The sequence below is a fragment of the Alcanivorax sp. IL2 genome (assembly GCF_047495475.1).
In the GTDB taxonomy this organism is placed as follows: domain Bacteria; phylum Pseudomonadota; class Gammaproteobacteria; order Pseudomonadales; family Alcanivoracaceae; genus Alcanivorax.
Genome location: NZ_CP179932.1, coordinates 797989 through 811131, shown reverse-complemented (window position 1 = coordinate 811131; position 13143 = coordinate 797989). Strand labels below are relative to the sequence as shown.

Annotated in this window: 15 protein-coding genes and 1 pseudogene; 13 read left to right on the top strand and 3 right to left on the bottom strand. The window is 59.8% G+C overall.

Translation table 11 applies throughout. The annotated features are described in order from the left end of the window. The first annotated feature begins 67 nt into the window (after window positions 1-67). From ftsE to trmB, 7 genes are all read left to right on the top strand, one after another. A complete protein-coding gene (ftsE, locus tag ACMG4N_RS03765; RefSeq protein ID WP_035248610.1) occupies window positions 68-751 on the top strand; it encodes a cell division ATP-binding protein FtsE in 684 nt (227 codons plus the stop codon). After that, the gene (gene ftsX, locus ACMG4N_RS03760; protein WP_414432923.1) at window positions 741-1769 is read left to right on the top strand and encodes a permease-like cell division protein FtsX; all 1029 of its coding nucleotides are present in this window, start codon (window positions 741-743) and stop codon (window positions 1767-1769) included. The genes ftsE and ftsX overlap by 11 nt, the downstream gene beginning before the upstream one ends. A 325-nt stretch (window positions 1770-2094) precedes the next feature. Beyond that, window positions 2095-2958, top strand: a complete 864-nt coding sequence (gene rpoH, locus ACMG4N_RS03755; protein WP_414432922.1) for an RNA polymerase sigma factor RpoH — start codon at window positions 2095-2097, stop codon at window positions 2956-2958. 92 nt (window positions 2959-3050) lie between these two features. Continuing rightward, window positions 3051-3419 carry a DUF423 domain-containing protein gene (locus ACMG4N_RS03750; RefSeq protein ID WP_414432921.1) on the top strand — a complete coding sequence of 123 codons (369 nt, stop codon included), beginning with the start codon at window positions 3051-3053 and terminating at the stop codon, window positions 3417-3419. Between the two features lie 8 nt (window positions 3420-3427). Further along, window positions 3428-3625, top strand: a complete 198-nt coding sequence (gene thiS / locus ACMG4N_RS03745) for a sulfur carrier protein ThiS (protein WP_414432920.1) — start codon at window positions 3428-3430, stop codon at window positions 3623-3625. Between the two features lie 52 nt (window positions 3626-3677). Continuing rightward, on the top strand, window positions 3678-4457 hold the full coding sequence (locus ACMG4N_RS03740) for a thiazole synthase (protein ID WP_414432919.1): 780 nt from the start codon (window positions 3678-3680) through the stop codon (window positions 4455-4457). A 165-nt stretch (window positions 4458-4622) separates the two neighbouring features. Beyond that, complete coding sequence (gene trmB / locus ACMG4N_RS03735) at window positions 4623-5339, top strand: tRNA (guanosine(46)-N7)-methyltransferase TrmB (RefSeq protein ID WP_414432918.1); 717 nt, start codon at window positions 4623-4625, stop codon at window positions 5337-5339. 43 nt (window positions 5340-5382) lie between these two features. Here the strand turns inward: trmB and ACMG4N_RS03730 are convergent, their stop codons facing one another. Both ACMG4N_RS03730 and ACMG4N_RS03725 read right to left on the bottom strand, forming a co-directional pair. Then, window positions 5383-6000, bottom strand: coding sequence for an outer membrane beta-barrel protein (locus ACMG4N_RS03730; protein ID WP_297764619.1), 618 nt, complete (start codon window positions 5998-6000; stop codon window positions 5383-5385). A gap of 87 nt (window positions 6001-6087) precedes the next feature. Beyond that, window positions 6088-7389, bottom strand: coding sequence for an MFS transporter (locus ACMG4N_RS03725; protein ID WP_297764615.1), 1302 nt, complete (start codon window positions 7387-7389; stop codon window positions 6088-6090). 90 nt (window positions 7390-7479) lie between these two features. Here ACMG4N_RS03725 and ACMG4N_RS03720 point away from each other — a divergent pair, with 90 nt between their 5' ends. The 5 genes from ACMG4N_RS03720 (at window position 7480) to ACMG4N_RS03700 (ending at window position 11224) form a co-directional block, all read left to right on the top strand. Beyond that, window positions 7480-7995, top strand: a complete 516-nt coding sequence (locus ACMG4N_RS03720) for a hypothetical protein (protein ID WP_297764612.1) — start codon at window positions 7480-7482, stop codon at window positions 7993-7995. A gap of 96 nt (window positions 7996-8091) precedes the next feature. Then, window positions 8092-9294 carry a homoserine O-succinyltransferase MetX gene (metX, locus tag ACMG4N_RS03715; RefSeq protein WP_297764609.1) on the top strand — a complete coding sequence of 401 codons (1203 nt, stop codon included), beginning with the start codon at window positions 8092-8094 and terminating at the stop codon, window positions 9292-9294. Next, window positions 9287-9877 carry a methionine biosynthesis protein MetW gene (gene metW, locus ACMG4N_RS03710; RefSeq protein ID WP_035248636.1) on the top strand — a complete coding sequence of 197 codons (591 nt, stop codon included), beginning with the start codon at window positions 9287-9289 and terminating at the stop codon, window positions 9875-9877. Before metX ends, metW begins: the two co-directional genes overlap by 8 nt. Window positions 9878-9996: 119 nt before the next feature. Further along, a complete protein-coding gene (gene rdgB, locus ACMG4N_RS03705; RefSeq protein ID WP_297764603.1) occupies window positions 9997-10584 on the top strand; it encodes an RdgB/HAM1 family non-canonical purine NTP pyrophosphatase in 588 nt (195 codons plus the stop codon). 76 nt (window positions 10585-10660) lie between these two features. Further along, entirely contained in the window at window positions 10661-11224 is a 564-nt protein-coding gene (locus tag ACMG4N_RS03700; protein WP_414432917.1) for a hypothetical protein, read from the top strand. A gap of 113 nt (window positions 11225-11337) precedes the next feature. On the opposite strand, the gene ACMG4N_RS03695 is transcribed toward ACMG4N_RS03700, so the two are convergent. Beyond that, entirely contained in the window at window positions 11338-11787 is a 450-nt protein-coding gene (locus ACMG4N_RS03695) for a YaiI/YqxD family protein (protein WP_272975161.1), read from the bottom strand. Window positions 11788-11934: 147 nt separating this feature from the next. Between ACMG4N_RS03695 and hemW the strand changes: the two are divergent. Continuing rightward, a pseudogene (gene hemW / locus ACMG4N_RS03690) lies at window positions 11935-13082 on the top strand (radical SAM family heme chaperone HemW). Window positions 13083-13143: the final 61 nt, after the last annotated feature.

Sequence of the window (13143 nt, the reverse complement as noted above, 5' to 3'; positions counted from 1 at the left end):
CGCGACAACGGCTGTTCGCGCCTCAAGCGGCGCTCCTACTGCGACATAACACATCCCAAGGGACGTCATGATTCAGTTTGACCGGGTCAGCAAACGCTACCCGAACGGCAAAGACGCACTCAGCAAGGTGAGCTTCACGCTTCCCGCTGGGCAGCTGACGTTTTTGACCGGTCATTCCGGTGCGGGCAAATCCACCCTGTTGAAACTGATCATGATGCTGGAGCGCCCCACCCAGGGGCAGGTGCTCATTGATAACCAGAATCTCAATGGCTTCGGCAACAGGCAGATCCCTCTGCTGCGCCGCAAGATCGGCATGGTTCACCAGAACCACCAGTTGCTGTTCGACCGCACCGTGTTCGACAACGTGGCCCTGCCCCTGATCATCGCCGGCTACGCCCGCAGTGATATCGGCAAACGGGTGCGCGCCGCCCTGGACAAGGTCGGTTTGCTGGACAAGGAAAAGCTCAACCCGATCATGCTCTCCGGCGGCGAGCAGCAGCGCGTGGGTATCGCCCGGGCGGTGGTCAACAAGCCGCCGTTGCTGCTGGCGGACGAGCCTACCGGCAACCTGGACCCGGCCCTCTCCGAGGAGATCATGGACCTGTTCAAGGATTTCGCCCGGGTCGGCGTCGCCGTGCTGATCGCCACCCACGACCTGAGCCTGATCGCCCGCTATAACCACCGCCTGCTGACCCTGCGTGAGGGGCGCCTGATCCACGACGGCGACGAAGGGGGCCACCATGGCAGCTAACAAGGGGCCCAGAAACGCCACCCCGATCAAGGCCAGTCGCCAGAAGCCGGAGCGAGTGCGCCGGGTGGCCGGGGCGCACAGTGCCCGCACCTCCCTGCAGGACCGTTTCCGCAGCTGGCGCCAGCACCATCAGGACTCTTTCAAGGATGCCCTGCAGCGGCTTAACGCCGCACGCACCAGCAGTGCCATGACCATTCTGGTCATCGCTATTGCCCTGGCCCTGCCCGCCGGGCTGGCGGTACTGCTGGATAATGCCCGTGCCATTACCCGCGGCTGGGACGGCAATGCCCACCTGTCCGTGTTTCTGGACATGGAGATCAGCGAGCAGCGCCAGCGAGACCTGGCCAGCGACTGGCAGGGGCTGGATAACATCAGTCGCACCGAGGTAATCACCCGGGAACAGGCACTGGCAGAGTTCAAGGCCCTGTCCGGTTTCGGTGACGTCCTGGAAGCCCTGCCGGACAACCCGCTGCCACCGCTGATCGTGGTCTACCCGGACGAGACCGACCCGGTCACCCTGCGTGCCCTGGAAAACCGCCTGGCGGAGGCGAACGGCGTCGATCTGGTGCAGCTGGATGTGGAATGGGTGCGCCGTCTGCATGCTCTGATCGAGCTGGGCGAACGGCTGATTTCCGCCCTCACCCTGGCGCTGGCCGCCGCCGTGGTACTGGTGGTGGTGAACACCATCCGCCTGGCCATCGAAAGCCGCCGGGAGGAAATCGTGGTGGTGAAGATCGTCGGCGGCACCGACGGCTTTGTGCGCCGCCCCTTCCTCTATTCCGGTTTCTGCTTCGGCTTTGCCGGCGGCGCAACGGCGGTCATCCTGGTACAGGTGGCCCTGTGGTGGCTAGGCGGGCCCATCGACGAACTACTGGCCCTGTACAATAGTGAGGAGTCACTCACCTCCATGGCCGCATCCAGCCTGATCATCCTGCCCGTATTCAGCGGCATCCTGGGGCTTCTGGGCGCCTGGTTGGCCGTGGGCCGGCACCTGGGCGATATCGAGCCGAATTTTTAACCCACGACTCCTCAACTCTCTGTAGGAGCGGCGCTCGAGCCACGAATAGACTGGCGACAAACCGTGCCAGGCATTCGCGGCTCATACCCACTGGGCACAGAGAGCGCCGCTCCTACAACAGATTTCCCCGGAACCTTCCCCCCTCCATCCGTGTCCAATTCCCTGTTCATCCCCGGTTCACATGGCCGGCCTAGACTCGGTAACTGCCCAATCGACCCTCTCAATCGGCGGGAACCTTTTTCCCTATTAGCACTCCAAACAACCGAGTGCTAATATCATCGGCACAAAAGGACACAGACTGGTCTTCAACGAGGAGACAACGCGCATGACAACCCCTTCAACACAAGCACAGGCGCTTATGCTGGCAGTACCGGGTAACAACCTGGACGCCTACATGCGAGCCGTTAATGCCGTGCCGGTACTCAGCGCAGACGACGAGCAACGTTTGGCGGAACAGTATTACCATGAGCAGGATCTGGATGCCGCCCGCAACCTGGTGCTGGCCCATTTGCGCTTTGTGGTGCACATCGCCCGCAGCTACACCGGCTACGGCCTGCCCCTGGGCGATCTGGTCCAGGAAGGTAATGTGGGCCTGATGAAAGCGGTGAAACGCTTCGACCCCACCAAGGGCGTACGTCTGGTGAGCTTCGCGGTGCACTGGATCAAGGCGGAAATCCACGAATATGTGATCAAGAACTGGCGCATCGTCAAAGTGGCCACCACCAAGGCCCAGCGCAAACTGTTCTTCAACCTGCGCGGCCAGAAGAAGCGTCTGGGTCGTCTGAGCATGGAAGAAGCCCAGCGAGTGGCAGATGATCTGGGCGTTACCGCTGCCCAGGTAAAAGAAATGGAAGGTCGCCTGGGCGCCTATGACGCCAGCTTCGACGGCCCCACCAACGACGACGAGGACAGCACCGTGGTGTCCCCGGCCGCCTACCTGCACAGCGACAACAGCGATCCGGCGGATCTGCTGGCAGAACAGGATCAGCAGGAACGGGAAAGCCGACAGCTGGGCTCCGCCCTGATGGCGCTGGACGAACGCAGCCGCGACATTCTTGAGCGTCGCTGGCTGGCCGATCAGAAGTCCACCCTGCAGGATCTGGCCAACGAGTACGGCGTGTCCGCCGAACGTATCCGCCAGCTGGAAAACAATGCCATCAAGAAGCTGCGTAACGCCATCGCCGCGTAACGCTGACAGCAAAGCCCCTCATTCTCGAGGGGCTTTTGATTTTCACCGGTTACGGGCTGCGTGCATGCCTGCAAGCGGGTAACATACCTTCCATGAAAATTCTGCTCGTACTCGGCGCCCTGAACGGCGCATTGGCCGTTATCCTTGGTGCCTTCGGCGCTCACGGTCTGAAATCCCGCGTGGACGAATCCATGCTTGCCGTGTGGTCCACCGCCAGCGAATACCATTTCTACCATGCCCTGGCCATGCTGCTGTGCGGGCTGCTGGCCAAGGCGTTTGGCGCCAGCGGCATGGTCACCGCCGGTTGGGTGCTGTTTGCCGGCACCCTGGTTTTCAGTGGTAGCCTGTATGTACTGGTGCTCAGCGGCCAAAAGTGGCTCGGCGCCATTACCCCGCTGGGCGGCACCGCACTGATCATTGGCTGGCTGATGCTGGCCTGGTCCCTGTTCAAGGCAGTTTGATCTCTATCATGAAGCTTACTGTCAACGGCGATACCCTGACTCTTGATGGCACCACCATCGCGGACCTGGTCACCCAGCTGAATCTGGCCGGCCGCCGCCTGGCGGTGGAAGTGAACCGGGACATCGTTCCGAAAAGCCAGCATGGCGATTTCACCCTGAGCGATGGCGATGTGGTGGAAATCGTCCATGCCATCGGCGGTGGCTGACACCATCCGGCCCCTATTTATTACGCAGTAACCTGAACCGAGGCGAGGCCCCATGTCCGACCTGCTCACGATTGCCGGTAACACCTATTCTTCCCGACTGCTGATCGGCACCGGCAAGTACAAGGATTTCGACGAAACCCGCGAGGCCATCGAAACCAGTGGCGCAGAGATCGTCACCGTCGCCATTCGCCGTACCAACATCGGCCAGAACGCCGACGAACCCAACCTGCTGGATTTCATCAACCCGGACAAATACACCATCCTGCCCAACACCGCCGGCTGCTTCTCCGCTGAGGATGCGGTGCGCTGCTGCAAGCTGGCACGGGAGCTGCTGGACGGCCATGATCTGGTGAAGCTGGAAGTGCTGGGCGACCAGAAAACCCTGTATCCGAACATCACCCACACCCTGCGAGCGGCCCGGGAACTGATCGATGACGGCTTCAAGGTGATGGTCTATACCAACGACGATCCGATTGTGGCCAAGGAACTGGAAGACATGGGTTGTGTGGCGGTAATGCCGCTGGGCTCACTGATCGGCTCCGGGCTGGGCATTCTCAACCCACACAACATCCGCCTGATTATGGAAGAAGCCAACGTGCCCATTATCGTGGATGCCGGTGTCGGCACCGCCTCCGACGCCGCCCTCGCCATGGAAATGGGCTGCGACGGCGTGCTGCTCAACTCCGCCGTAGCCCATGCCCAGAAGCCGGTGTTGATGGCCTCCGCCATGAGAAAAGCGATCGAAGCGGGGCGTGAGGCGTTCCTGGCCGGACGCATGCCCCGAAAAGCCTATGCCTCAGCTTCTTCACCGCTGGACGGCATCAGTCGATAAAAAAAAGGCGCCGATCTTGGGGGAGAGTCGGCGCCGGGGTAACGGGGTTTTCAATACCATGACTTGCAGGATCATAATCACCTGCCTGCCATCAAGGTGACGTGAACTCCACCCTCTCGCGGTTTTTGCTACAATCGCCCCCCGCTCAACTCACCTGGCAGCCCCATGCTCGACTTCATCAAACAGGATAAAGACCCGGAAACCGGCAAGGTCATGCGCAAAGTGCGCAGCTTTGTGTTGCGAGAGGGCCGCCTCACCGCCGGACAGCGTAATGCCCTGGATAGCCTCTGGCCGCAATTTGGCCTGGAACGCGCCGATGGGCTGCTGGACCCGCAAGCGGTCTTCGATCGCGACGCCCCTCGAGTGCTGGAAATCGGCTACGGCATGGGCCACTCCCTGGCGGATATGGCACAGGCCGATCCAGAAAAGGATTTTATCGGTATCGAAGTGCATCGCCCTGGCGTGGGAGCCCTGCTGATGGAAATCCAGCAGCGCGGCCTGGGCAACCTGCGCAGCTACTGCGATGACGCGGTGGAGATTCTCGAGCTGTGTATTCCCGATAACAGCCTGGCCCGGGTCCAGCTTTATTTCCCCGACCCCTGGCACAAGAAAAAGCACCACAAGCGCCGCATCGTCCAGCCCGCCTGGGTGGCTCTGGTGCATCGCAAGCTGCAACCCGGCGGCGTGCTGCACATGGCCACGGACTGGGAGAATTATTCCGAATACATGATGGAAGTGATGAACGGTGCCGAAGGATTCACCAACACGGCCGGTGCCGGACAATTCTCACCACGGCCGTCATGGCGCCCGGAAACCAAGTTTGAACGCCGCGGAGAAAAGCTCGGGCACGGGGTGTGGGATTTGTTGTTCGAGAAGTCGTAGGGCCTGATTCTGCCAGGCCCTACCGGCCCTACCTCTGCAAACCTTAAAAGAAATACGCTTCCAGACCCAACTGAAGGCTGCTGTATTTCAGGTCATCTCCTCCCTCAACCTCAAAACTGTAACGGTTATAGCTAGCTACCAGAGCGGCGCGCCCCTCATTGATAAGGTATTTGGTACGCAGACCAAAGAAGAAATCCCTGCCATCTTCAGAAAGCCGATCCCGAACACCGGGAGCACTCAGAGTGATGTCACCATCCCAGTTCTGTAGCCCCAGGGTTCCACCCAGGTAGAAATTTTCACTGAGCGGGAACAACAGATCAGCCGCCAGGTATGTACCATCCGCTTCCACGCTGTAGCCACCGAAACCGAGGCCCGAGACATTGATATCGCCGCTCTGCTCACCGAATTTCCGGTAGCCGAAACGCAGGCTGGAAGCCCCTCCGAAGGCGTAGCCGATATAGGCATCAAGGCCGGTATCGAAGCCATCATCATCGGTGGTAATGTCCTGAGACACGAACGCCTGAAACTCATCTTCCAACTGTTCCCCGAAATCCCCCCGGTCCAGCGACAAGCCACCACCAACCATGAAGCCGGAAGGCTCTTGAGCCAGTACAGCCGACGTCAGCCCCAGCAAACATACCCCCACAAACACATTTTTCATCGTTCCCTTCCCTTCGTTTGAAATAACGAAGGAGCCTAGCCGGTCCATCCGGAATGTAAAGTTTTGCACATCGTTTTGAGATATCACTTACACGTCTTTCAGCAATCTCCCACTGACGACCCCTGTCGCTCCCATCCCCCCCAGCACCAGCAAGGCCCAGTCATTCCCCAACAGCGCCACCCCGGCACTGATGCCACCCACCGCCAACAATAGAACGCCGATAACGGTATTACTGACGGCGGTGTAGTCCGTGCGTTTGGTGCCACCGGCCATGTCCACCATGTAGGTCTTGCGGCCGATACGCACGCCGGCATGGGCAATGGCGAGCACAAAGAAGGCCAACGGGTACAACCAGTGGAGCCAATCCGCTTGCGGCCCCCACGCGGCAAGCCCACCGGCCAGCAGACAGACCAGCGCCGCCAGCGCCCCACCCCGCACCATCACATTGCGGCTGGAGGTATCAGCCATATAGCCCCAGACCGTGGCGCTGACGGTGCTGGCCAGACTGGAGGCCAGTACAAAGCTGCCCAGCAGCAGCGGTAGAGAAGCCTGCTCCTGGGCCACCAGCACCAGGAACGGTGAAGCCAGCGACGAGGCCATCAGCAAGGCGCGGGTGATCACAAAGCGGCGAAAAGGGGCATCGGTTTTCAGCAAGCCAAGGCTGGCCAGCGCTTCCTTGAAGGCGTTGTTGCCGCCTTCGCTGGCCCCAGGATACTCATCGACGGTAAAGAACACCGCGGCAGCCACCAACCAGGCCACCCCTGCCGACGCCAACAACGCGCCATAGAACGCCATGGACGGGTCCTCACCCCCGCGGAAGATCACCAGTGACAGCGCAAACGTGATCGCCCCCGACAGCGTGGCGGACAACCCGGTAAGGCGACCACGGCGAGACTTGGGGATGCATTTCCCCTGCACATCCTTCATGGCCACTGAGCAGAAGCCGCGACTGATACTGAACAGCACCAACAAACCGATAATCGTCAGACCTGCCTGCATTCCCTCCAGTAACCAGACCGCGGCGGCCATTGCCAGCACGGCAATCCCCTGCAGCGCCGCCCCCAGGGTCCAGAAGCCCTTGCGTACCGGGTAGCGACGCACCAGGGCGCCGATCATCAACTGGGGGATCAGCGAGCCGGATTCCCGAATGGGCACCAGTAACGCCGCCAGGTAAGACGGCGCTCCTACCGCGGTGATCAGCCAGGCCAGCACGGTTTTCGGGTTGATCAACAGATCGCCGATCTTGGTCAGGGTGTTCGCGCTGATGATACGAAAGAAATTCCCGGGCACCTCCCGACAGGCGGCATCACTGATGTCCGTGCAGGTTCGGGCGTCTTCCTCATTGGCCACCTGGGCGTAGAGGCGGTCGAGAAGATCCTGTTTTGCCATGCTTCACCCCATCTTGATCACTTTTTGACCCGGCACTCACTGTGGCAGGCTTAGCGTGAACCCAACATATAACGACGGAGGGTAAGACGCATGTATCGGGTTTACTATCTCGTCCCCAACCTGCAACAGGTCAGCAACGCGATCACCCGCCTGGATACCGCCGGTATCAGTGGAGATCGTATTCATGTCATGGCACGGGATGCCGGTGAGCTGGATCGCCACGGCATCAACGCCACCACCCCCTGGGAAGATACCGACATCATGAGTAATGGCTATAGCGGCGCCACCCGCGGCCTGCTGATCGGTCTGCTTGCCGGTTATGCCATCGCGTTCATCGATCCATGGGGCGTGGATGCCCATCTGGGTGTATGGCTGCTTACTGCCCTGTTTTTCACCTGTTTCGGTGCCTGGGCCGGCGGTCTGCGCGGCATTTCCCAGTCCAATCATCATCTGGCCCCCTACCTGCAGTCAGTGAAAAACGGCAATTACCTGCTGCTGATCGATGTGGATCGCAAACATGAACGCAATCGCGTCCACCAGGCGCTGGATCATCACATCGACATCCGCAACCACAGCGAAGAGGAACATTTCTCCCCTCTGGCATAAATCATCCACTGATTCGCAGGCCAACCGCCCGGTCGCCGATTGCACGGCCACCGGGCGGGCTTTAGACTTTGCGGCATCCTTTGCAAGCGAGTCATCATGCCGCAACAGATCCCCGACGACGCTCCATGGTCTGCTGAAGACTCTGTAGGTCTGGTCGAGCCCAAAACGCTCCAGTTTGATACTGCTCTCGAACTGGAATGCGGCCGTACCCTGACGTCCTACGAGCTGGTCTACGAGACCTACGGCACCCTCAACAGCAACGCCTCCAATGCGGTGCTGATTTGCCATGCCCTGTCCGGCCACCACCATGCCGCCGGCTATACCAGCAAGAGCGACAAGCGTCCCGGCTGGTGGGATGCCTGCATTGGCCCCGGCAAGGTGATCGATACCAATCGTTTTTTCGTGGTCAGCCTGAATAACCTGGGTGGCTGCCATGGCTCCACCGGCCCCGCGTCCATCAACCCGGAAAGCGGTCAGCCCTGGGGGCCGGATTTTCCCATGATGACGGTAAAGGACTGGGTGAACAGCCAGGCCCGGCTGGCGGATGTGCTGGGCATTTCCCGCTGGGCCGCGGTCATCGGTGGCAGCATGGGCGGCATGCAGGCACTGCAGTGGTCCATCGACTATCCGGACCGGCTCAGCCATGCGGTGGTCATCGCGGCGGCACCGAAACTGTCTGCCCAGAACATTGCCTTCAATGAAGTGGCGCGCCAGTCGATTCTTACCGATCCCAACTTCCACGGCGGGCGCTATTACCTGCACGACACCTACCCCCGTCAGGGGCTGATCCTGGCGCGCATGGTCGGCCACATCACCTACCTGAGCGACGACGCCATGCGCATGAAGTTCGGCCGCGATCTGCGTGCCGGTCGCTTCCATTTCGGCTTCGACGTGGAATTCCAGGTGGAATCCTATCTGCGCCATCAGGGCGAAGTGTTCTCGCGCAATTTCGACGCCAACACCTACCTGCTGATGACCAAGGCGCTGGATTATTTCGACCCGGCCCGGGAATTCGATAATTCCCTGGAAACCGCCCTGGCAAAACCGGAGTGCAAATTCCTGGTCATGTCGTTCACTTCCGATTGGCGTTTTGCGCCGGAGCGCAGCCGCGAAATCGTCAACGGCCTGGTCCATGCCGGCCGCGATGTGAGCTACGCGGAAATCGATACGCCCAAAGGCCACGACGCCTTCCTGCTGGATATCCCCGAATACACCAAGCTGTTCGGCGCCTATATGCACAGGGTCGCCAACGAAGTGGAAAACGGCGTCAACAATGTGGAGGCAGGCAACCATGCGTGATGACCTGCAACTGATCAGTGACTGGATCCCCGCTGACGCCAGCCTGCTTGACCTGGGCTGTGGTGACGGCACCCTGCTGGCCCATCTGCAGCATCACAAGCAGATTCGCGGCTACGGCCTTGAGATCAACCAGGACAACCTGGCGGCCTGCTTTGAAAAAGGCGTCAATGTTCTGGAGCAGGATCTGGACGAAGGCCTGGGCAATTTCCAGAATCACCGCTTCGATTACGTGGTGATGACCCAGGCCCTGCAGGCCGTGCTGCGCCCGGACCAGATTCTCAATGAAATGCTGCGCGTGGGCCGCGAGGCCATTATCACCTTCCCCAACTTCGGTCACTGGCGAGTGCGCGCCTACCTGGGCCTGAAAGGACGGATGCCGGTGTCTTCCACGCTGCCCTACGAGTGGTACAACACCCCCAACATCCACTTGTGCACCGTGCAGGATTTCGAGACCCACTGTCGCAAGAGCAATATTCGCATCCTGGAACGGCAGGTGATCAACCGCCGTCATCGCAGCGGTCTGCTGGCACGGCTCTGGCCCAACCTGTTCGGGGAAATTGCGATCTATCGGGTGACGGTATAAAAGCAGCTACGAGCTAAACCGTTAGATAACGAAGAGCCGGGCACCCACGTTCCCGGCTTTTCTCTTTTCCTCGCAGCTCGTCGCTAGAAGCTCGCAGCTAACGACGTCAGGAGTTTTTCATGGAAAAAATCGTTCTCGCCTCCGGCAACGCCAAAAAACTCGCCGAAATGCAGCGCCTGCTGGAGCCGCTGAATATCGAGGTGGTGGCCCAGAGTGAGTTTTCCGTGCCGGAAGCGGATGAAACCGGTACCACCTTTGTGGAAAACGCCATCATCAAGGCTCGCAATGCCAGCAAATACACCGGCCTGCCCGCCATCGCCGATGATTCAGGCATTGAAGTGGCAGCGCTGAAGGGGGCACCCGGAGTGTACTCGGCGCGTTTTTCCGGGGTCGGCGCCACCGATGCCAAAAACAATGCCTTGCTGGTGGAGATGCTGACCGATGCGCCCGACGTCTCCCGTGACGCCCGCTATGTGGCCGTGATCGTACTGATGCGCCACGAGGATGATGCCACGCCGTTAATCTGCCAGGGCACCTGGAACGGGGAAATCGTACTGGAGGCCCAGGGAGATCAGGGTTTTGGCTATGACCCGCATTTCTTCGTGAGAGAAAAGCACTGCACCGCCGCCCAGCTACCCGCGGAAGAGAAAAACGCCATCAGCCACCGGGGCAAAGCCATGGCCCAACTGATTCAGGCACTGCAGTAAGCGTCACACGCCGCCTTCACCTGGATATCGCCCCTGCCTGCTAACATGTTCGGCCAATGCAGCAGGGATGCCATATATGCGAAAACACCAACTTGCCACTGCCAGTATCCTGGTATCGCTGGTCTCACTGGCCCAAGGCAGTGGTCTGGAGGGCAGCTTCCAGTCTCAATGGCAAAGCCGCTATGTGACCGAAGGGCGGGACAACCTGGACAGCAACCCACTGGTTTCCGCCGGCGTTGATTTGACTCATCAGGCAGTCACTGCCGGAGTCTGGCAGGCTTGGGCCAATGGCAGTGATTACAGGGAAAACAATCTCTTCGTGGAATACGCTCCCTATGTGGAGCACTGGAGCCCCTACCTCAACGTCACCTACCTGCAGTTTCACCCGCAAGGCGCAGATGATGTGGAAACCGGTGCCGGTTTTACCGCGCCGATTCAGCCCTGGTTATCCGTGTCTCTGGATGGCACCTGGAGCAAACAAGCCTCTGGCGCTTTCTATGCCCTGACGCTGCACACCCAGAGAGAGCTGATCCCTAACTTGACCGGTAAACTGCATATCACCCAGACCTACGATGACGGTTATGCCAGTGACGATTACAACGGCCCGAACCACAGGGAGGCAGGTGCTCATTTACTCTGAGACGTACTGCCTGCACTGGAACTGCATGCGGGCTGGCAGCATAGCTGGGCCGGAGAAGACGTACGCCGGGACGGCGGTGATGATCTCAGCTGGGGCCAGGTCGGCCTGATCCGTTATTTCTGAACGCGGGCCAGCCAGCGATCCAGGGCATTGGCGAATCTCGCCTTGTCCTGGCCAGAATAACTGCTGGGGCCACCGGTCTGCATGCCGGCCGAGCGCATCTCCTCCATGAAATCACGCATGTTCAAGCGTTCGCGCACGGTATCCTTGTCCAGCCAATGTCCGTGTGGGGTTACCGCCTCTGCCCCTTTGGCGACCACCTCTGCCGCCAGCGGGATATCCTGGGTCACGACAAGGTCGCCGGGTTCGCAGCGGCGCACAATTTCGTTATCGGCCACATCAAAACCCTGCCCCACCTGAATGGCACGGATCAACGCAGAACGCGGCACGGCCACCGGCTGATTGGCCACCAGCGTGCACGGAACCTGCACCCGCTGAGCCGCCCGAAACAACACTTCTTTCACCGGCCGCGGACACGCGTCGGCATCTACCCAGATATGCATAAAAGGCAGTTAATAGTGAATAATTAATAGTTAACAGCTAAAGGCAAAAGACCAGCCCCTCAGCCATGGCAGCCTGTTACCATACTCCATGGCAAACCGTATGTTTAACTATTCACTATTAATTATTCACTATTAATTGCAGCTCTCATGCCCCTCAAGAACCCGCCCCTCTCCCTCTACATCCACACTCCCTGGTGTGTGCGCAAATGCCCTTATTGCGATTTCAATTCCCACGAGCGGGGTGAATTGCCAGAGGCGGCTTATCTGCAGGCACTGCTGACGGACCTGGATCAGGATCTGTCGCTGGTCGGGGACCGACCGGTGGAAACCGTGTTTATTGGCGGCGGCACACCGAGCCTGCTGTCCGGGGATTTTTATCAGCAACTGTTTCAGGGTATCCGGCAACGACTATGCCTGAGCGATCAGGCTGAAATCACTCTGGAAGCCAACCCTGGCACGGTGGAAGCGGGTCGCTTTGCCGGCTTTCGAGAGGCCGGCATCAACCGGCTGTCGATCGGGGTGCAGAGCTTCAACAATACCCATCTGCAGGCCCTTGGGCGCATCCATGATGCCAGTGCCGCCATTGATGCCGCCCGCCAGGCCCGGGAAGCCGGCTTCACCACCTTCAACCTGGATATCATGCATGCCCTGCCAAGACAGAGCAGGGCCCAGGCCCTGGAGGACCTGCAACAGGCCATGGAGCTGCAGCCGACACACCTGAGCTGGTACGAACTCACCATCGAGCCCAACACCGTCTTCTACCGCTCCCCCCCGACCAGCCGAGCCCTGACAACATGGCCGATACCGAAGAGGCCGGCTTTGCCCTGCTGGCCAGTCAGGGGTTTCACCGCTATGAGGTTTCTGCCTTTTCCCAAGACGGCCATGCCTGTCGACATAACCTGAATTACTGGCAATTCGGTGATTATCTGGGTATCGGCGCAGGCGCCCACGGCAAGATCACCAATGCAAGCCGAGGCACCATCCACCGCTACCAGAAAACCCGTAAGCCGGAAGACTATCTGGCCAACCCGGAAGAAGCCCGCCGCCAGTACCAGCCAGTGGCAGAAGACGACCGCTTGTTTGAAGCCCTGATGAACGGCCTGCGACTCGTGGACGGAATCCGGTTACAGACTGTAGAGGACAACACCGGCCTTCCTGCGGCACAATGGATAAAGAATCTGGGGGAACTCCGGCAACAGGGATTGCTGGAGATCACCGCTCAGCGACTGCACTGCACCGACAAGGGCATGCACCACCTGAACGGGGTATTGGCGAAGCTGGCAGAGGCGCTATAACAAAGCGCTTGAACCACTCCCCAATGCTATCCAAACTGTTTCCATGCATCACAACAGATAC